18 protein-coding genes are annotated in these 20759 nt (G+C 42.7%); 11 read left to right on the top strand and 7 right to left on the bottom strand.

What is annotated here, in order from left to right; translation table 11 throughout:
• The first annotated feature begins 507 nt into the window (after positions 1 to 507).
• The 11 genes from C7B70_RS22125 to C7B70_RS22080 all read left to right on the top strand — a co-directional run bounded on the left by C7B70_RS22125 (position 508) and on the right by C7B70_RS22080 (position 15704).
• Positions 508 to 1689, top strand: coding sequence for a ParM/StbA family protein (locus C7B70_RS22125; RefSeq protein ID WP_106371112.1), 1182 nt, complete (start codon positions 508 to 510; stop codon positions 1687 to 1689).
• Complete coding sequence (locus C7B70_RS22120; RefSeq protein ID WP_106371111.1) at positions 1673 to 2062, top strand: hypothetical protein; 390 nt, start codon at positions 1673 to 1675, stop codon at positions 2060 to 2062. The genes C7B70_RS22125 and C7B70_RS22120 overlap by 17 nt, the downstream gene beginning before the upstream one ends.
• A gap of 10 nt (positions 2063 to 2072) precedes the next feature.
• Positions 2073 to 2468 (top strand): hypothetical protein, encoded by a 396-nt coding sequence (locus tag C7B70_RS22115; protein WP_106371110.1) that lies wholly within the window; start codon positions 2073 to 2075, stop codon positions 2466 to 2468.
• Positions 2469 to 2529: 61 nt separating this feature from the next.
• Positions 2530 to 3279, top strand: coding sequence for a hypothetical protein (locus C7B70_RS22110; protein ID WP_106371109.1), 750 nt, complete (start codon positions 2530 to 2532; stop codon positions 3277 to 3279).
• Between the two features lie 116 nt (positions 3280 to 3395).
• Positions 3396 to 3656 (top strand): hypothetical protein, encoded by a 261-nt coding sequence (locus C7B70_RS22105; RefSeq protein WP_233221066.1) that lies wholly within the window; start codon positions 3396 to 3398, stop codon positions 3654 to 3656.
• Between the two features lies 1 nt (position 3657).
• A complete protein-coding gene (locus C7B70_RS22100) occupies positions 3658 to 4365 on the top strand; it encodes a restriction endonuclease (RefSeq protein WP_106371107.1) in 708 nt (235 codons plus the stop codon).
• A 115-nt stretch (positions 4366 to 4480) separates the two neighbouring features.
• Positions 4481 to 5551 carry a protein kinase gene (locus C7B70_RS22095; RefSeq protein WP_106371106.1) on the top strand — a complete coding sequence of 357 codons (1071 nt, stop codon included), beginning with the start codon at positions 4481 to 4483 and terminating at the stop codon, positions 5549 to 5551.
• 1116 nt (positions 5552 to 6667) lie between these two features.
• Positions 6668 to 7219 (top strand): Panacea domain-containing protein, encoded by a 552-nt coding sequence (locus C7B70_RS22090; protein WP_146134137.1) that lies wholly within the window; start codon positions 6668 to 6670, stop codon positions 7217 to 7219.
• A 68-nt stretch (positions 7220 to 7287) separates the two neighbouring features.
• A complete protein-coding gene (locus C7B70_RS22085; protein ID WP_106371104.1) occupies positions 7288 to 7680 on the top strand; it encodes a hypothetical protein in 393 nt (130 codons plus the stop codon).
• Between the two features lie 256 nt (positions 7681 to 7936).
• Positions 7937 to 8137 (top strand): hypothetical protein, encoded by a 201-nt coding sequence (locus tag C7B70_RS26115; protein WP_146134136.1) that lies wholly within the window; start codon positions 7937 to 7939, stop codon positions 8135 to 8137.
• 40 nt (positions 8138 to 8177) lie between these two features.
• Positions 8178 to 15704: a strawberry notch C-terminal domain-containing protein gene (locus C7B70_RS22080; RefSeq protein WP_146134135.1), complete on the top strand. Its 7527-nt coding sequence runs from the start codon at positions 8178 to 8180 to the stop codon at positions 15702 to 15704.
• On the opposite strand, the gene C7B70_RS22075 is transcribed toward C7B70_RS22080, so the two are convergent.
• From C7B70_RS22075 to C7B70_RS22045, 7 genes are all read right to left on the bottom strand, one after another.
• On the bottom strand, positions 15705 to 16199 hold the full coding sequence (locus C7B70_RS22075; RefSeq protein ID WP_106371102.1) for a hypothetical protein: 495 nt from the start codon (positions 16197 to 16199) through the stop codon (positions 15705 to 15707).
• A 329-nt stretch (positions 16200 to 16528) separates the two neighbouring features.
• Positions 16529 to 17737, bottom strand: coding sequence for a hypothetical protein (locus C7B70_RS22070; protein ID WP_106371101.1), 1209 nt, complete (start codon positions 17735 to 17737; stop codon positions 16529 to 16531).
• A complete protein-coding gene (locus C7B70_RS22065) occupies positions 17734 to 18207 on the bottom strand; it encodes a hypothetical protein (RefSeq protein ID WP_106371100.1) in 474 nt (157 codons plus the stop codon). Before C7B70_RS22065 ends, C7B70_RS22070 begins: the two co-directional genes overlap by 4 nt.
• 210 nt (positions 18208 to 18417) lie before the next feature.
• On the bottom strand, positions 18418 to 18672 hold the full coding sequence (locus C7B70_RS28015) for a SpoIID/LytB domain-containing protein (protein ID WP_233221065.1): 255 nt from the start codon (positions 18670 to 18672) through the stop codon (positions 18418 to 18420).
• An 81-nt stretch (positions 18673 to 18753) separates the two neighbouring features.
• The gene (locus tag C7B70_RS22055) at positions 18754 to 19203 is read right to left on the bottom strand and encodes a hypothetical protein (RefSeq protein ID WP_106371099.1); all 450 of its coding nucleotides are present in this window, start codon (positions 19201 to 19203) and stop codon (positions 18754 to 18756) included.
• A gap of 1 nt (position 19204) precedes the next feature.
• Positions 19205 to 19831, bottom strand: coding sequence for a hypothetical protein (locus tag C7B70_RS22050; protein ID WP_106371098.1), 627 nt, complete (start codon positions 19829 to 19831; stop codon positions 19205 to 19207).
• A 75-nt stretch (positions 19832 to 19906) separates the two neighbouring features.
• A complete protein-coding gene (locus tag C7B70_RS22045; RefSeq protein ID WP_106371097.1) occupies positions 19907 to 20440 on the bottom strand; it encodes a hypothetical protein in 534 nt (177 codons plus the stop codon).
• Positions 20441 to 20759 lie beyond the last annotated feature (319 nt).

Raw genomic sequence — 20759 nt, 5'->3', positions numbered from 1 at the left:
CGGTAGATTTGCCCCAATAGCATTTTGTTTTGGTAAAAGGTTTTGTTGTCGATACTGCGCCACTTACCGTCTGGTCCGGTCGCCTATGCGACTACATAATTCCGGTGGGGTTTGGGGAGGTCGCCTCCCCATCGCTAGTCGGTAGAAAGCGGCAAGAGTCGGCATAAGTCGGCAACTATTGACGACTGCCTAGCTATTTTAGGGACTTATTGATTAGTACAGTCAATAAGTGAAAATCGAGTCGGCATAAGTCGGCATAAGTTGGTAAAAGTTGTTTATTTTAGTCAACAAAATGTTTCTTAATGGTTTGCTTTTTCTTCGATAAGTGCTAAGTTAAATTTGAAGTAACGCCAGTCGGTATAAATCGGTAAAAGTTGTTTAATAACGTCAACAACTCCGAGAAACCGCCAAACAATGTTAGTACAGTAAAATCAGAAATTATTGAGAATTGCTGCGAATGTAAATTCGCAAAAAACTTTGTGTTGGCATTGAAATAAAGAGGAATAAATGCCTGAGCTTAAAACAATGGAAAGGCAAATCGTTTTAGTCTTAACTTTAGATCCTGGGTCATCGCTGACAAAGATCGTGTATCAGATTGTTTACAATTGTTGGGAAAAATCTGAGCCAAAGATTTTGTTGATGGAACCCCAGGTAATAGAAGTAAGCCAAGAGTTGATTGAGGCATACGAGGCGCAAAGGTTGACTAGCGCTGACCCAGAAAACGAGGCTTGGATAGAGTGTGAGGGGGAGTTTTATGCGGTGGGGTTCTTAGCCCAGAAACAATTTTACGCTCATGCCGGACTTAATGAGTTGAAGTACGAAAGAGCAGTATTAAAGTTGATGGCAGCCGTAGGAGCGATCGCAGAGCGTGAGGGTTTACCAGACTCTTTTTCTGTGGCGTTGGCTTCGTTATTGCCTTACAAAGAATGGCGGGACTGTGAAAAGTTTGAGCGCTCGGCTACCAATGCTTTATCTAACTTCTGCTTTCGTGGCAGAGCATTCTCGTTACCTTTACAGGTGTTTGAATGCAAACCTGAAGGTGCGGGACTGGTATTGACACGTGGGAGAAAGTTAGGGTTAGCAACCAAAGAGCGGGTAATCTTAGTGCTGATGATGGGCTACCGAGATGTATCCTTTCTACTATTTGAGCGTGGTAAGATTGTTGATGGTGGCACGTCACCAAAACATTACGGGTTAGTGTTGTTAGTTGAGAGGGTACAACAACGTACCTCTGGGCTTGATAGCGAACCATTGCTTCGAGCCATCCATCGGGCGGCAATGGCTAAAAAGCCAGGGAAGGACAAACAAAAGTTGTTTCAAGAGCTAGTGCGGAGTAAAAAGCCACAACATCAAGCTGAAGAAATTGCTCAAATTATGGAAGCGGTGAGAATTTCCCGCCTTGAGTATTGGAGCATTCTGTCTGGATGGCTAAAAAGTATAATTCCCACAGGTGTTGATGAAGTAGTTATTGGCGGCGGAACAGCGGAGTGTTTTCGCTCGGAACTCAAGTCTCACTTTGCGACTATTGATATTTCCTGGGCAGCAGAATTAGAGGAGGATGTGAGACTAGCATTCAACCTCTCACCAGAAAAAGATACTTTGTGTTTGCGACTAGCAGATGTCTATGGATTATCTCGTTCTCTCCTTAAAAAAATAGAAGGCGGTGTTGGTCTTGTCAGAAAAATTTGAGATCCGTTTTAGTATTCAGGCGGAACCAGGTAGCCCAGAATTTGAACTACTGCGCTATTTAAAAAATTCCGGTCAGACGCTCTACCCACTTAGAGATATGGCAATGACGGCGCTGATAAGTCATTGGCTACCACTGGTTTATAGAGATAGCAAAAAAGCAACACCACAAAAATTACACCAGGTAATTCGTGACTGTACTCACCGCTTAATGATGCAGCTACAGTATTTTCGAGAAATGGATGAAATGGCACAAGAGCAAAATCAACTTAGAGATAGTACCTCAAACGGTCAATACCCCGCGCAAATTGAGCCATCTCCTCCGGCTGGAGAAAATGAAACCCAATACGATCCTGACGATTTATTTAATAATTAGTAGGTACAGTATGCCTCAAAGAACGGAAAACATCTCAAATCTATTGCACGAATCGCCACCATTTTTCATTTTCCCTACTTGCAAAGGGAACGCAGGCAAAGTTACGTTGTTGTTTGGTTCAGCATTAGTAGCAAGAGAAGTGGCTTATATGCTGCGCGGCGATTGGGATGGGTTAAATGCTGTCACTATCTACCAGCCGGATATGGTGGCAGTAAAGAATGCTTTAGCTTTACTGAAATTGGAACTAGGGCTTGAGGAAGTTAATTACTGTCATGCCAGAGAGTATTGTTCAGTATTGGTACTTCCTCCTATCCAAATTTTCTCTACAGCCCGTAGCGGTAAGTCGGTGTTGATGGCTGAATTTCTAATGCAATTTTCAACGGAAGGCATAGGAGATCCTGAGTAAAGCTTTTGTCGGTTGATCTCATCAAACTCACCGCTCTGTTCACTAATACAAGAAATTAATCATGTACCAAAAACACGAACTATTTGCCGAATTGTCTTCTGTTGACATTGCCGAAACACTCAAAGCCTGCGTTCTAGAGCAAAAAGATGAATATATGGAAGATGAAGCTGACCGCTTCCGCGAATGTCGTGCGCTAATTGAGCAAGGCAAAACATACAAGCAGGCAGCAGCACAGTTTCGTAAGCAGGACAAACTAAAGGAATCTGGCGATGCCCACGCGGATACCAACGAATTAGAAATATCTGAACTATTAACCCTATCTAGCGAACAGGCTGGGACGAGAATTACTTTAATTGAAGCAGGGAAAATCTTGTCAGCCTGCGATTTACCGGATAAAGAGCAGTATGACTCCCAAGAATGCGATCGCTTCCTAGAGGCGTGTACTTTAATCAAGCAGCAAGGTAAGACTTATGAAGAAGTAGCAGCACATTTTGGGATTGCTCAACAGAGCAAGTCTAACGCTCATAGTATGTTGCTTGATGAAGTTAGGCAACTGCTCAGTCAACCTGCTTTTAGCCAAGCAGAACAAATCCGCGAAGCACTGCCCCAGATGGCAGTTGAGCAACTGGAGGAAATCAAAGCCTTGTTCTGGCAAATGACCGCTCAAAGATTGCGCCAGTATGTTGACTCTGGACAACTAGAAGCAGAGATTCGCCAAGCATCTAAAAGCGTGTTGGCGACTTCTTCGGGAAACTCACTGGGGCTGTTGGGGTCAATCAGCAGCCCGAATCAGAAGCGTTTGCCTGGTTAATTGACGAGTGTATCCAACAGCGCATTACTGTTATTTCAACCACAGATCGGCAGCTAATTGAGTTAAACAACTATAAGTTGCGCGAACAGGCTAAAGCGGTCGCGCAAGAACAACGTTTGAACAAAGCAAGGATGGAGCGGTGGCAAATGTGGCTGAAGTGGACGGTTGGTAACTTACACAAAGCATCCAATCGGACTACTTTCTTTTATTTAGTGTGGACACCACTAATAATCTTCTATTGCGCGATCGCATTTATGGGGATGCCCGTTGCCGTAGCCTGTCCCAAGGAGAACGGTGTCTGCCACAATCTTAGAGTGCTGGCGGTGGAGACTAAATTACTACCGCAGGTTTTATGGGATAAGTTTACCAAAAAGTAAAATGGAGATTCTTGCTTTCCTACTTGGACTTGGTTGCCTGGTCTTAATTGTTTGGGCGATCGCATTATTTGGTAGTTTAGTTTTTGGTCGAAAGCGTCGGGCGCGAAGCCGACCTCACGGGCAACCACCGTCCCCGCCTCCAGAACTGCGACCGCCCTTCTCATCTCAACGTTCTCTCCTTGTAACACCAGTTCCAGGGAGTAAGGTAATTGCTCTAAAGCAAGCACCAGCCTCAACCAGGGTTTGTCTTCCTAGCAAAAAGCATCAGCAGTATATTCGCCTTGCCGTTCTTGTACTGGAGCAACTGCGTTCAGGTGAGGTGCAATTACCCAAAGCACTCGCTATCCTGCGTAAAATGAACCCCTATGCCTTTGAAGAGTTGCTGCTTACTTGTTGTCAAAACCAAGGGTGGAAAATCGAGCGTAACTTTCGCTATACGGGTGACGGTGGTTTAGATGGGCGCGTGACAATCGCTGAAAGGCTTTATCTTATACAGGCAAAGCGTTATAGCGGTTATATTAACCCTAAGCATATTCATGATTTTAACCAGGTTATTCAACGGGAGAAAGCCTATGGAGGATTCTTTATTCATAGTGGCAAGACTGGCGAATTAGCAAAGGAATTACTGCGGGAGTATGAGATAAGTTTGCTTAGTGGTCAGCGATTGGTTAATTTTGTCTTGGGGCAGAAGTTGAAGGTTTTGAGGTAAAGATGCTAACTGAGGTTATTATGGAGAAAATTTTATATAGTCAGTTTATTTAAGATAAATAAATGTAAATGTTAGATGCTGAATCGTATGTACAAAAAATATTGGTAAACATTGAATGAGTGAAGTTAATTTTTATTCTCTTGATGAGCAAACGAAAAAATTGATACTAGAGGCTTTTCTAGGAGATAATGGGGAATGTGTTTCTCTAACTAGCGGCAGATGGGGTGAAATCTATATCTTTGATCAAGGGGAAAGTGTTACACCAAGATTCGTATGTGCAAAAATTCCCAAGCAACTAGCCAATTGTTTACCTGAAGAAACTTTTAAACGATTTGTCAATGAACTTAAAAAACAATTGACTTATGATCATATGTTCGTCCATTGGGCATTCGACTTTAAAGAAGTAATGGGGGTGCCTGTAGCTTTGTTTCGTTATTGGGGTAATGACTTAGATAAGTTATTAAAGCAAGGGGGAGTAAGCCAGCTTCAAAAGTTATCTATTATGGTCTACATATGTGTGGGGTTAAGACATTGCTACAAAAAGGGATTAATCGTACATCAGGACTTAAAACCATCAAATATATTCTTAAGGAATATGACGGAAGAACATCGAAATTTACCTAATATTGATATCTATAACTTTGCACTGATTGCTGACTTTGGTCTAGCAAATGCATCATCAGAACTTGGTATTTTTGATGGTAATCGACCATATATGGCTCCAGAGCAATGGAGTAAAACAGATTTATCGTCATCTACTGATATCTTTGCAATTGGTGTGATTTTATATGAGTTAATGACAGATGGATACCATCCAGTTGGGATCAAGTTGCAAGACTTCTGGCCATATCAAAAAAACGGTAATAGCAAAAAATGGACAAGAGAAGGTGCGTGGCAGAAATGGGTTAGTCAAGGATGCAAGATTGACAATTCTTTGTCTCAGCTTGACTCAAAGGTATTAACTTTTATCGAGAAAATGATATGTGTTAATCCAACAAGCCGACCTACTATAGATGAAGTGATAGCATTTCTACTTGAGCTTATTAAAGAAAAATGTGAAACAAGCTATACCCAAATTGAATTTCTGATTAACCATTATGATTCTCAAGTGTCAAACGAGTTTTTAGATAAAAGATGGCCGCATTTGTTTGAAGTATGGAAGCAGTTTGAAGCCAAATTTGGTTGAACTAATTAGCGTTAGTAAGCATTGTAAGAAAGTTGTTAATTAATCTGCTTAACTACACTATTAATTTGAGGCATTGAGTATCGACCTCTAGTAACAGGGTTAGGATAACGCTAATACATAAGTTTTTTCTCAGCATTTATAGGCTACCCAATAAGTGAGGTTGTAATACTAATCTGATAATATTCCACACCCAAGCCTATTGCTGGCAGTTCCGGCTAATCAGCCTCGGTGGAGCAGTGTTTGGGGAACGCAAGATTTACTACAGCGCTGAAGCTGCGCTCAAGGCGGGGCTGGAGTGGTTGATTGGGGGGAGTTAGAATAGGATGGTGCTGCTTTCTAAAACTACAATTTTTGCCCCGTATCGAGCAACATACCCAAGTCTGTGCTAGTTGCCGGAATCTAAACACTCTATGCCAGAAGAAGTTGACAAGAAATCTTTGAGTGAACGCGACATTTGTACCAAGTACATCACGCCTGCGCTAGTTAGTCACGGTTGGGATTCAGATGTGCTACTCCAGGCAGTATCTTTAATCACGCTGTTAACTCCAAGTGCAAGCCTGCCTTACCAATTCAGTCGTAATACTTTTTCACATCGGTTTCTGCGGGTACAGAAAAGCCGTGTTGCAAATCGTTGACAGTCCCAACTGAAACCCCAAACTTGGCAGCGATCACTCTAAACTGACCAAAGTAGAAATTATTATTAGCTGATGTAATAAAATTCCTAATGTAGTAATAATAATACAATTGTAATATACTCGTTGTCAGTTGGTTGCCAAAGTTATATTTGACAAACTTAGAGTTAACTTTGTGTAAACCGAAACTTACTTTGTTGTCTGGTAAGGCTTAGATGGCTTTTAAGGTTCGCTTATTGTCGAAATGAAGCATAAGCCTTTAGGTTTAAATTCTTTATAAAGTAGTCATTGAATAGTTTAAGAACCGCAGTACCCTACTTACTATGTGAATCTAAAGTATGATTCTATTTATCGGATGCTTAAAACTTCTCTAAATGTACTAAGATAATGATCCTAGTACATTTGTACGTGACAAGTAATATTCTGTGTGTTTTATTTCTTTGATAGTAATCAATACAGTCAAGTCGAACAGGTCTTAAATTTGATGAAACCTAACTTCCAGGAAAAAAAAGCAACGCAAGTCGCCGCGATGTTCCTCAAATTCGGAGGTGGCAAAATGAACTACATGAAGCTGATTAAGTTGATGTATCTTGTAGAGCGTAGTGCCTTGCTTGAGTGGGGAAGACCTGTAACATATGACTACTATGTATCAATGCCTCACGGTCCCGTTCTTAGTGAGACATTGGATCGCATTAATGAAGGTGCGGCTCCAGACTCAGACAGCTATTGGGTAGAGTATATTTCAGCATCTTCTGATTATCAAGTGAGCTTGCTAAAAGCAGGCTGTAGCGAAGAATTGTCTGAGGCTGAAGATGAATTAATAGAAAGAATTTTTAAAGAATTTGGTGATTGGAATCCATGGGAATTAGTTGACTATATACATAAAAATATTCCTGAATGGGTTGATCCAAAAGGTTCTTCTATTCCAATTGAATACCACAGTATTTTTTTAGCTGGTGGCAGAACACATAGAGATGCCGAGTTAATTGAGTCTGAAATTGAGGACTTGGCTGTGATGAGCAATCTATTAGGTTAACTTAGTATGGTTGCAGCCAACAAAATTAATCTTTAAGTTGCCTTTTGTATAGTTAAATCAAACTATTTATGGGTGAGCATATTTATCCTGGTAAATGTATTCTCTTACCAAAACCTAACCAACCAACACGCCATCTTTGGATAGTTTTAACCGAAGCTGATAAAAATTCATTAGAAGTTGTATTTGTCAACTTAACTACTCATCGTCATGATTCTGACGACACTGTGATTTTAGATAAAGGAGATCATGAGTTTATAAAGCATAGAACAGTTGTATATTTTGCTGATACGAGGTTTGCTCCAGTTAATAAACTTAAAGAAATCGCCAAGCAAGACGAATATAATTTTCACAAAGATTGTTCTACAGAAATGCTAAAACGAATACAATGTGGACTATTAATCTCTAAATTTACTCCTAAAAAGTTTAAACAATACTGCAAACCAGTATTTTCATTTTGCTAGTATAAAATTTTTATCTGTCTAAAGATTTCAGGTATTCTCATTATAGCCATTGGCTAAAACGCTGTAATTGAAGTGACTGACGAAAGCAATTATCCTCATTCAAAATATAAATATCTAGAAAATAAGTGTTGCGAAAAGTTAAGCCCAATTGACTTAACTTTTGGTCTAGTGCAAAAATTCAGCTAACCGCAAGTTATGCCTTGCAATTGCCTACGGCAGTGCTGGAAGCAATCGCTTACCATTACAAAAATCAGCCGTGAATAGCCAACCGCGAACCGTCCAAATGTATTTTGACGGAGTTGAAGTGCTACGGATTGAAGATGGCAACAAGTGTCATGAAATCTTATTCCCACCTGGTCATCAACCGGATTTGATGGAGATGCGATGGGATGGGGAGTTAGTTTATGCTATCTCAAATGCCACTTCCGAAGTTCTAGTCAACCGTCTACCTAAATAGTTCAGCCCAAAGCAAACTTAATTTATTTGAGGTGGTATTTTTGCACCAGCAATTAGTCACAGCTTTCGCCAACGGATTTACCAATGGCGATGATTTTGCCTCAATTACTTCAGCCCGGAAACTGGCTCAATCGGTTCTGAACCAAACAATTGAGCCGGGGACACCGATAGCAAAAATCGTAGATGAATCCATAGAGCAGGGATTAGTCTTGGCGGCGCGGCAATTAGTCCAGCGCTCTAATGACCCTATCGAAACTTGGCAGCAATGCTTGGATTTGTATGATCGCCAGCCAGCGCTAAATACTCGTACCAGCACGAGCATTCTCCAGCAAGCCTACAGTACCCCCGTTCCTATTGCCTTCCTCGCAGCGAAGTTAGCCCAAATTGATGGGGAGACAACAGTTTACGAACCGACCGCAGGCAATGGGGCGCTGCTGTTGCTTGCTAATCCAGAATTAGCCATAGTTAACGAACTAAATAGCGATCGCGCGGCGGCATTGAGGGCGCAAGGATTTACTGTAACCGAGCAGGATGCTAGTAGTTTTTTGCCTGATACTGAACCAGTAGATAGAATAATCACTAATCCACCCTTTAGCTCTTTAAAAGATGCTCAAGGACAAACGCGAATGTTTCGGCGTGGTCGGTTGACAACAAGCCAGTTGGATCATGCGATCGCACTTTCGGCTCTGGACTTAATGAAAGCCGATGGCAGAGCGGTTCTCATTTTGGGTGGGAAGATGGGTGACGAGAGTTCGCGCACAGAACGTTACAACACGCAGTTAACAAGGGGATTTTATCGCTGGCTGTACAAGGATGCTGGCTATAACGTTACAGATCACTTTTCACTAGATGGGAGTTTGTACCGCAAACAAGGTACAACTTTCCCAGTGGATGTAATTGTAATTGAGGGTAGAGGTGAAACCCAACTAAAGTTACCTGGCGTACAACCACCCCGTATTTATGAAAGTTATGAGAACTTGAAGGAGGTTCTAGTTTATGCAAGCAGGCAAAGTGTACAACCGCAGGAAAATAATGGAATTGCCGTATCAGGAGTCTATTCCAGGGAGGCTGTGGTCGCCCAAAATAACACTCAGTCCAGGGAGTTTTTGCCCATTACGGTGGACGACAGTATTACTTCCACAACAGTTAGATCAAATAGAGAGCAAAGAGGAATATCTTTTACTCCTGACCCGGCGAGTGGAGTGGCTAATCGAGCAAGCGATCGCAGATTGGCTAATAAGTTACGAACCACAAGAGGAACTGGAAGCCGAATGGCGGATAGCACAGGAGATCAACCAATATCTACCGATGTACTTGGAAGATCGCAGCCGCCAGGAGAGTCCCCATCAAATGGCTTCTTACCTGGTGATGAACTACAAGGAGTTACAGGACGCAGCGTTGGAAGAGCAACAGTTTCCAGTAATTCCTCACCCAGATTTGGAAACAGGACTGAATTATCTAACGGACATGAATCTAATGGATTGGTTAGCGTTCATGAACATGGAAGCAAACCCACACTACTTTCAGGACTAAGTAATATGGCGGAAATGGCACAAACTCCTAGCGTGAGTCTAGACAAAGCTCAAGAAGAAATTGAAAATCAAGTTGCTTACAAAGCTAGAAGTCAAGCATTTTCCTTATCAACTCTAGCTCCTGCTTCTTCTCTTAAAGGATTAGAGAATACCTTTAATAAAATAGAAGCCACAACGGGAATGAACGTTGATGAATATGTACGCAAAAGTTTAAATGAACCGTCTATTGAAGAACTGTTTAGACACTACGCGGCTGAACAAATCGACTCATTAGCGCTGTCTATCTACAATCATGAATATGAAAACAAAGCTACTTTAATAGGACACGACACAGGAATCGGTAAAACTCGGATTATCTGTGGTTTAGCGCGATACGCACAACAACAGGGGATGATCCCAACTATTGTGACCGTTGATCCAGTTTTGTATGGCGATATACTGACACGAGATGCAGTAGACACTGACAACAGTTTTAACCCGTTAATAACTAATAATAGGGTAAATATAGAGCTTAAAACGTCTGATGGTACATTAACCGGAGAAATTAACACTCCTAACAATCAATCAGAGAGACTTAGACAATACACTCAAGCTGGTAATATCGGTCAATACGACTGCGTTTTCACGACTTATGGGCAATTAACAGGTCCCGCTAGTGTTGAGCGACGAGAATTATTACAAGCACTAGCTCCCAAAACTTTCCTGATCCTGGACGAGAGCCACAAAGCCGGAGGACCTGCCGGAGATAATCAAGTTGAGAGGAAAAATTCTCAAGTTTCTTCCTGTACTGAGTTCTTCCAATCGTTAGTTAAAGAAACTAGAGGTTTTGTAGCGTCTAGTGCAACAGCCATCAAAGACCCCATCGTTGCCGCGAGACTATTCTACGAAACCACTGATTTAAACCTAGCCGCCACCGACCGAGATAAATTCGCTGACCACCTCAAAACAGGCGGCGTACCCTTGCAGCAGCAAGTATTTTCGATGTGGGCAGAATCGGGGGGCTGCATTCGCTGTGAAAAGTCTTACGAAGGGGTAGAGTTTGGCGTTGCTAAATACCCGGTTGACCTGCAAACAGCAGAAACCAACTCAAAGCTTCTTAACCTAATTTGGCAGTTTGACTACATTAAGGAAAAAGTAGTAACTGGAATTAGTGGCGATTATGCTGACGCGGGGGAAGCAGCACGTAAAAATAACCCAGCATTAGGAGACGCAGGAGCAAGCAGCACAATTTTCACGAGCGTCTTACACAACCTAACAGCAGTTACAGCCTTGGGATTGAAAGCCGAGGAAACAGCAAACGCAGCGATCTCCGACATCGAACAGGGACGCAAACCGATTTTGATGCTGTTCAACACGATGGAGTCAACTGTTAGAGATTTTGTGGATAGCCACAACCAACTAGCCGCCCTCCACAATGCCGAGTTTCCCGATAGCCCCATGCAGCCAATTAGAGTTGGCGATGATATTACGATTAATGCCGGACAATTATTTACGCGCTACTTGGAAAAGGCAAGGTCAATTAAAATCACCGAGCCGTACTTGGATGAGCTAACGGGAAAGCAAGTAACTCGTACTCATCGTTTAACCGATACAGAATTGGGGCTAGAAGGGGTTGCCGCTTTCAATCGAGCAGAAAGAGCGATCGCCTCCGCCGACTGGAGCAAGCTGCCTATTTCCCCTATTGATTATATCAAGCAGAAAATTGAAGACGCGGGGCATTCCATAGGCGAAATAACTGGGCGCAGCCATATTCTCAAGTACGGCTCTGCCCAAGACCTGGCATCGGGGGTAGTAACCTACCAAACCAGGGAACGGGGAACGGCGCAGAAAAAGCAAGTAATGGATGATTTTCAAAACGGTAGAGTGGACGCGGTGATTACCAACTCTACAACAGGCTACTCCCTCCACGCCTCTCGGACTGTAGCCGACCAACGGCAGCGAGTAATGTACATTGTTCAGCCGCATCTGGACGTTAACCAAGTAGAACAATCCATCGGGCGCAGTCACCGGAGTGGACAAGTTAACCCAGCAATTCACCCTCCTGACAAGCTAGACGAACAAGGACAACCGATGTGGGGGAAGTATCCTGGTACGTTTGGATTGCCAGTATTTAAGTTGGTAGTCGGACAGGATTTGCCGACCGAAGAAAGGGCAGTGGCAATCTTAATGAAGAAGATGAGCCACTTGAAGGCAAACACGACGGGTAATAGCTCCTCCAGCTTCGGTTTGGCAGATATGCCTGACTTCATCAACGATTATGGCAATGAGGTAGCGCAAAACTTAATGGAGCAAAATCCAGACCTCCATGAAGCTTTAGATTTTCCGCTCAGTGGCAAAGATGGATTTAAAGATCCCAAAGCAATTCAAAAAGTGACGGGTCGGGCAGTAATGCTAACCAGTGACGCTCCACCGACACCAGAACAACCTTATCCGTCTCTAGCTAAACAGGCGTGGCTTTACGAGACTTTGACCTCCGACTACAAGGAGTTACTAACCCAGAAAATTGCCTTGGGTGAGAACGAATTAGAAGCACAGAAGCTAGACTTGCAAGCGGAGCCAGTATCGCGGCTAGTCCTCAGTCCTGGAAAACCGGAAGTTGATAGTCCCTTCACTAAACCCGCTTACTTAGTTGAGGTAATGGCAAAGACTGGGGCTAAACCAAATACTACTGAGCAAGTTGTTAATGCTGTGCGGCGGGAGTTGGGCTTTGAACCTATTGCTGATAAGAGCGATGGCGCATTATTCGACGTGCGGGAAAAAGGTGAGGAAGTAGCGACCCAACTGGTAGAACAGTTAAACGGCAGCGTGGGGGAATATTTAGCGAGTCAGAAGGCTGTAAGCGAAGCTGGAATAGCTCTAGCAAGTGAGAGAGTAGAGAAATTTCAACAGAGGCTTAGTGCAGGATTAGAGGAACAAAGTAATCTACAGCAAAGCCTTGATACTGCGGTGTCTTCAAAAGACGTGGAATTGTCTGCTCTGCTCAACACCCAGTTAGAACAGCTTGCCCCAAAGATTGACAAGTTACAGACTCAACTTAGCAAAGCAAAACTTGATGTAAATAGTAAGAGTTTTCAGCAAGATAAAGAGCAGCGAAGTATCAAGGAATCATTAGCTGAGACTAGCGCTTTGCTTCAACAGTTCCCAGTAGGGCAACCTGTCCGCCTGATGGACAATAAAACTAAAAACTACCTGTACGGGGTAGTGTCGGTGGTAGAACAAAAAAGTAAGGCAAATAACCCTGCTGCGCCAATTAATTGGAAGGTCAAGCTATTAGTAGTTGATGGAGTGCGATCGCTATCTATCGGGTTAAAGAATTTATCAAAGGGCGGTAGTCAAACTCTAGAACCTGTTGAGTCGGCTAGTTTTGCAAATGTCAACCAAGAAGTTTCTATTTATGACCTCTTTGACCAAAGACAAAGTGAGTCGAAAGAAAAGCGTTATTTGGTGACGGGACAGGTTTTGGCTACCGAACTAACAGGTAAGTTTGCCCAGGTGAGTGACCACCAGGGGCAAGTTCATCCGGTTTATCTATTGCGGCGAGGCTTTGACCCAGCAATAGATATGAATATTAAGCCCGTCATGCTCAAAAGTGTCGAGCAAATTAAGCAGTTTTTTGATAAAACTCAAAAAGTCGGGCTAGTCAAAACTGAAGACGAGAATCTAACAATAATTGCTGATATTAAACCAAGTAATATTGGCGGCATAATTATCAAAACTCCCAAAGCCACTGCTGAGGGCGGGATATATTTTAAAAATGAAGGCTTGTTGCAACTGACTGGGGACTTTACTAGCAAAACTGAGTCAGTTAGGGAAGGTAATAAAACCAAATCTAAGGGAGTTATGACTGTCACTGTTAGCGCAGATAAAACTGATGAAGTTTTAGCTTACCTTGGGTCTAAATGGGGTTTGGGGGCTTCGAGTCATAAGGATGTGGCACGAGAAATGCTAGGGCAAGTATTACCATCCTGGGAGCCGTGCAATGAAATTAACCCCGATGTCGAACGGATACTTATTACTCGCACTCCTCAAAGCGCGAGAGGCGAAGCTGCAAAGCCAAGTTTAGAAAAACCGGAGTTATTAGGCAATCTCAACGCCGCTAACGTAAGTACAACAAACCTCACTGAGACTAAGGTTACAGCCTCAAAAGTAACAACTTCTAGGGTTGAAGGCGACAGTGTAGTAGCTCCCTCCCCACCTACGCTGCCAGCGCCAGACGCACTAGCTTCGACACCGGAAGTTACAAACAGTGTTTCGCCAGATAAACAAATCCTTGAGCCAAAGATTCAGCGTGGAGGAGCAGAGACAAATATTGCTAAACTACTGCACCAGGCAGGATTAGCTGTAGAAATTCTTAAGGGCGATGATTTTCATCTTAAAGTTAATAACCAGCCCTTTACTCCTTTGACTATTGAGCGGCATGGAAAAGAATTGTACTTAACCCATTACCTTACTGATAACTATGGGGATTTGTTTATGGACGCGGAGATGGTTTTTAACGTCTCTGCCCAAGGACAATTAACTCTAACCCAAACAGCTAGTCAAAATCCACTAACAGGCGGGGAGTATCGCACTAATGGAGATCGCTCTTTTGGTCAGACATTCTCTCGCAACCTGATAGAGCAGGGTTTTGGAAAAGCTGCGCTATCAGCTTTTCAAGCGAAACAACAGTCAGCATCGGTACAGGAACAAACTTCAGTAGAAGTTAAAAATCTACATCTTCCAGCACCAGGACAAGAAGAAATCCCAGTAGAGGTTGAGAGCCTACAGCAAACAAAGGCTCCCCAACAGTTAGAGAAAGCCACCGTTGCTTTAAAAGCTGACGAGCAGCCCTTAGAGCAATCACTCGCCGTCGCGACTGTAGTTAATAATCCGATAGTACAAAAAGTTGTAGAGCCATCGTTGCCACCTCCACAAACAGCAGTTAAAGAACCAACTAAACCTAAATCATCTTTAAAGCCTTCTGCCAGCACTCAGGTTTTACTAGAAGCACCTCTTGGAGTTCAGTTAAGCTTGTTTGATGTTGGGTTAAGCCTAACTCCTGCTGCTGAACTTAAAAGCGTACCTCAAAATACAGCCAAAGTAGAAAAAGAGCCAACTCTGGCTGTAAGTCAAGTAAGTGAACCTGTACAAAGCGTTAAAGAGACTGTTGTAACTCCACTCTTAGAAATGCCATCAATAAACAAAGAACCTAAGAGCGAAAGGGTTACTTCTTCCGTGCCTTCATCTGAGCCTGCTACAAGTACGACAGAGACAGTAAACCCCATGCAGCTTTTTCAGCAAGTAGTAGAGCGCGTTGATAAGCGGACTGACGAAATGCTTGCTACTTTGCAATCTTCTAGTCCATCACTGAACACGCTGCGGGATTGGTACAAGGCAGCTAGGGAGATTGGTAAGTCCCAGAAATATCTTAACCGGATTTCTGAAATTGGTAAGGAGTTCAAACAGGGGGAACCATTGACGAACAGGGCTATTGAAGTCATGACAACAGATTTCCAGGCGCACTACAAGCAATTAATGGTCGTTGAGCAATTGAGTAACCTGGGCGACGGAGACTTGCTTGCTCTTAGTCAAAATATCACTAGCTACTTAAATTCTCCGCCGCCTACTCCTCCAGCCCAAGCTGACCGACAGAAAGTTGAGTCTGAGGTAAGCCGCATTACAGACCATATCAACGCTTTAGGAAGCCAACAAACCGAACAGTTAGCAACTGTTGAAGCTATGCAAAAAAGTCCCTTTCGTAATTGGAATGGTAAGTACGATTTAGCCGTCGCCCAGGTAGAGCAAACAGCAAACAAGCTGGATAATGCGACTTCTCATTTGCAGCAGAGACAAAACCAACTAGGGCAATGGAATAAACAAGAAATGGCTTACTCTTTGTGGGATAAATCACCTCAAACAGTTGAGATGCGGAGTCTTGCTAAGGGGTTACAGTCGCCTCAATTGCAAGAGCGGCTGACTAGCATTGCCAAGGTTGAGCAACAGGCATTTGCGCGTAGCCAAGCTTCTGGCACTCGGCAGTCGGGATTATCAGCTTGATCAGCCTAGATCAATAACCGCGCATTCTGATTGATCATCTAGTTGAGCATACAACATATCTAACAATTCGTCTTTTGATGGCGCTTGCTCTAGATTTTGGATAGTTAAGCACCAGTGTTTGGAAATACCTAAGTCTTTCCTTGCCACACTAAACTCTGAGGACTCAATCAGCTTTACTTGGCTTTGAGGCATCGCCTGACCGCCGCTCACGTTCATGGCTACAAGCACAGGCTCATCTTTGGTACGCCATAAACGAATCAAGAAGTTTGCCTTGAGAACAAGACTTAGCCATTGCTCTGGGTCTTCAGGATTAGCTAATCGGGGTAATACTCGCTCTACTCGCTGACCTAAATGAGCGAGTAGAGCAGTTTGGACTTGGCTCAGACTAGGAGTAGGAGCTAACAAGCTTAGGCTATGAGCAAGGCACTCGAACCACTGTTCGGCGGGGGAAAGTTCGGAACTATAATCTATATCCAGTTGGGTTAGTAGTACCATATATATTCACCTAATAACTGGTAGTGATTAACTTAAGAGCAAGAATTGCTGCACTCGTCTTCGGGAATTATTGATCTGTCAGAAAACATCTTTCTTTTTACTTCTTTATGCCGACTCGCGATTTTGTCAGCATTCTCCTAAAGATAATCAGCTAGTGCTTCAATAGAAACCTGCACATCTTTACCGCCTTTTATATAAACTTTCGCCATTAATTTATCTGGGTTATCCATTATTTCTCTTAGCGCTACCAAGGTTTGTTTTAATTCTAGCCTTGCCTTTCATTTCCAGTCCTCTACTTGGAGAAAAATTACCAGAGTTAGCTTGTTCAATCACAACCCTAAACCATGTCCGCGATCGCTACGTTGATTTTGCTTTTTTTGTAGAGCTATTGCCTGCTTTTGCGCTAAATTTTGTTGTACTCGATTAATCTTTTGCTGAACCGATGGATACTTAATTGCCTCAGCCACTTGATACATTTGTTTCGTTTGTGGAGCGCTCACCCAAGCTCGGTAAGTCTCGGTTTGTTTTGCCCAAACTTGAAGCTGATGATGTTTTTTGTCTTTTTGAGCTACAGTTTTTTCAACAATTGCCATCGTTGCTTCTAGTTCACCTAAAGCAGCATCATATTGTTTATTCCAATTTCGCAGGGGATTTTTTTGCATAGATTCAAGCCTAGTAACTTGACTCTCCTGTTGTTTTAAAAGAGAGCCAATTAAAAAATGAAGTTTATTAACTTCCTGTTGTACAACCAATTGCTCGGCTGTTGTAGGTGGTTGAGGTGGCTTGCTAACGAAAAAGGCTTGTACTCGTTCAACTGTATTTATTAGTTCTCTTTCAGGTAATTGTTCAATTGCAGCTAATATTTCTGACTTCTCTGGGGAAAGCGAATCTGCTTCATTAGACTGTTTTGATAAAGGAAGCCGAGCGGCTACTGCCTCTTGAGTCAGGCTTTGGAAAAAATTAAGCGAACCAGTTTTAGCAACTTGATTTGCGAAAGCATACACCGCATTTATGAGAGATTCATGAGCAGGCGGATGGTCGGGATTAATGACTAGAATCAAGTGTTTAGTGATACCTAATGCTTGCCTAACCTGCCCTAGGTTTTGATTTCGATTAAATCCAGGTGTATCTTTCGGATCTCTTTTGCTCCTGATAGTGTCAAGCTTACTTTGCTCGGAATTTGGGTTTGAAGCAACATCAACTGCGATTAACTGCTCAATACCTTTGTTGTCCTTCAAACGCAATATTACATCCGTTGCAACACACAGATCGAGAAGTTTAGAAGCTAGTTTGGTCTTCTCCTCAATACTGCCTAATACTTTTCTCCCAGCAACTATTGAGTCAATCCACTCATTTGCTAAGGCGAATTCTTTTCTAACATAGGGTTTGGCAAGAACGAGCTTGTATTGTAGTTTGTTTTCTAGTAAGGTTACAACTTTTTCTAGCGCGAAGGGAGTTGCAAGTAAAATTCCATATTGTTGGGCAAAAGCTTTTGCCCATGTCTCAGCTTTTGCTCCTTTGGTAGGGTTTTGGCTCATAGCTCAACAATAGTACACTCAATACGTTTTTCTAAGTGCATCATTTCTGGAAATTTCTCATAGATTTCTAATGGCTCTGGCGCTTTCTCATACAAATCCTCATCTTGATAGTGATCTAAAAATTCTAGCTCTGGTAAGAAAATCCAAAGACCGTCGATGCCCAAAGCATGACGTGCTTGACTGTGGGATATGTCATTACAGATTTGCTGCATCTTGGCTGCTTGTTTAGGATCGCTTGTAGCTGTCCAGCCAATTTTCTCTTTACCATATTCGACAATTACATTAATTCCTAACACCTGTTCCAGAAGCTCTGAAGCACTCGATTCTGCGGGGATTTCTGCTAATTCATCTGGCAGATATCTGGTAATGGATTGCCAAATATCTTTAGCTGGTGGGTTGGCAATTATTGGGAAGGTTTTGTCTGCAAAATTTTGAACCCACTTACTTAAAATGCTCATGTTGTAATCCATAATTACCTTTTTTCCTCTAACAAAGAAAGTTCCACCCCAGCATAATACACTCCCAAGATTTGCTGATAACTATACCCAAGATTTGCATAAGCATACGCTCCATTTTGGCTCATGCCCGATCCTTTGTGTGCCTTGTTTACAATCGCCTGAGTTGCTGCATAAAGTGATTCAACTACGCCCTCCTGATAGCTAAGGATTTCCCCAGTGGTTTCACTGGCAGCCTAGTGAGTTGTGTTCGGTGGAAATGCCCTTGTATGCCTGATGTCTTTCATCGTTGCCTAAATCGTACCACCCGTTAGCAGGACAGAAGGTATGTACCAAAGCATAAGACCTTGCTGTGATCGCCTGGGCTTTTAGCGCCTCCATCGGTGCGGCGGCGCTCATTTCACTACCGACAACGGATGTAAGGCATTGCTCCAAATCAACGTAATTAATAGCAAGTAGTTTATTTCTTTGCGCTATCAACAACAGCTTGCCTCTGTACCAGTTATTACCGACGAATACCGCTCCACCGTCAGTTGGCTCAATCCATAGGACAGAAGGTATTTACCAATTCTTGAATAAGATAGTCGAATTATGTGCAGTGATTTGGAATGATTGACCAGGTAGAAGCGGCTCTATACTTTGCCTGTTGCCGTCGATAATGTTTGCTGACGTTGAGGATGCTATCGCAATACTACTAACGTTTTGTGCGACCGCTGCTCGGATCTCAATAGCTGGAGCGGTATAGGGGCGCGTAACTGCCCTGCTTTTCGAGCTTTTTGCTTTTGGTGAATGCTTTCGAGCTATTACTTTTTGAGACTGCTTTTTCGCTGAAGTTGGCGGATGGTCAGCAAAAACTTTCGGGGCAACTGGAGTAGTCGGCGGCAGTAGGTTGAGTGGTGGCAAAGGTTTCTGAGCGTCAACCGTTGTGGTAGAAAATGGTTGCCCTAAAGACATTATCTGAAACGTTAGGGGAATAACCACCGCAGGCAGAAACAAAAACAGAAAACGCATTTTAGAACCTTGGAGAATCTCTTAACATTGCAGCATACTCGGTATCAAGCATATCAATATGCTGAATATAAATGTCACCAGTGTCAAGCGGTAGTAAATTGTTGTCTGGCATTATCGCACTGTCCTCAACGTAAACCCTTCGATAGTCAACGGGTAGCCTAATTGCGTTCGCGTAACCTGTAGCTAGTTCCTCGTTTTCCATTGTCAGGCAGACCACTAGCGTTCCTTGAGGATAATCGTGACTAAGACCAGCGATAGTATACGGCAGTTTTATGGCAGCAGCGTAACCTGCTATGCTTGCTTCTTCACTAGGACTATGAACAATTAGTTGAGGTGGAAACCATGTATTACCCCTACGGTAAATATAGGGCAAATCTCGGCCTTTTGAAAAACCCAAGCCGCGTTTTGTAACGACAAATTGGTTTAGTTCCGAGCAAGTATCGTCCATGCTCCGAAAACCGTGAACGGTGCAGTAATATACTTCACCTGGTTCACAATCTTCTTGGGCTTCTAAAAATATGTCTAGATTTTCAGACTTGGCTATTTCTTTTATTTTCTGAGCGGCTACTGCTTGTTGTTCAAGCGCGAAATATGACATAAATACATCAAAAGCTTGGTGCAGGTTCATAAGTTATAGTTTTTGTGAAAGTTTACTTGAAAAAGAGGGATATCAACAAGTGCAATATCCCTGGGCAAAAGTTATTTAGCAAGCAATTAATTCTTGGCTCACTACTTCAACAATCTCTGCTTTTGCTTGCTGTAGTTTAATCTTTATTTGACTGACCAAAAACGCAAGCTTCTGATCGCGTCCATTGACTTTCTGCGCTATCCCCAGGGCTTTCGCTATCTTTCTAGCCTGCCGTAATTTTAACTTGTTTAAGTCTACCCCTCTCAACAAATCTTTGAGGTCGGGATTAGAAACATTGATGGTTTTAGCTGGAGGTAGTAATCGCAAATGCTTTTGCTCTCTTTGAGCTAAATTAGTTGAGGGTACTATTCTTCCTTTGTCTTGTAGTGGCAATAACCAAGGGTCGGGTAATTGACCTAATTCTTCTGGTTTGGCAGTTAGCGGTAATTGACCGCTTGGCTGTTGAGGGTTAGTTAGAGGCGAGTCTAAAGCGATGGAAACTTGCTTGTAAGCGACAACTAACCTTGTACCGAAATCTATTGATGCGATGGTTATGAAGCCTAATGAGATCGCGTTAAACAGAAACGTCAGTAGTTCTTGTGTAGACATGATAGAAATCCTTTTGTTTAGTTCGGCGTGTAGAGAGTGCCAAGTTTTTGATGTCGTATATTTCCTGCGTTAGTAGTTCTAAAGAGTGCTACTATTAAGCTACTGAAACTTTAAAATTTACTTGATTTAATAATACAATAAATCAAGCTATAAGTCAAGCATTTTACTATTAAAAATTGCATACAAAACACTTGTTAATAACTAAAGACAGACCTCAGTTAACTTGTCTAATTGTCAAGTTTAATCTCCCGCCATCCTTTAGCAAATTGCTAGTATTGGGGACAGTCCCCTTGAAAGCGTGGAAAAAGTTTCGACTTTC

It is taken from the genome of Chlorogloea sp. CCALA 695 (genome assembly GCF_003003885.1).
Classification (GTDB): Bacteria; Cyanobacteriota; Cyanobacteriia; order Cyanobacteriales; family Chroococcidiopsidaceae; genus Aliterella.
The sequence above is the reverse complement of the archived record's forward strand: the minus strand, read 5'-3'. Positions and strand labels throughout refer to the sequence as shown.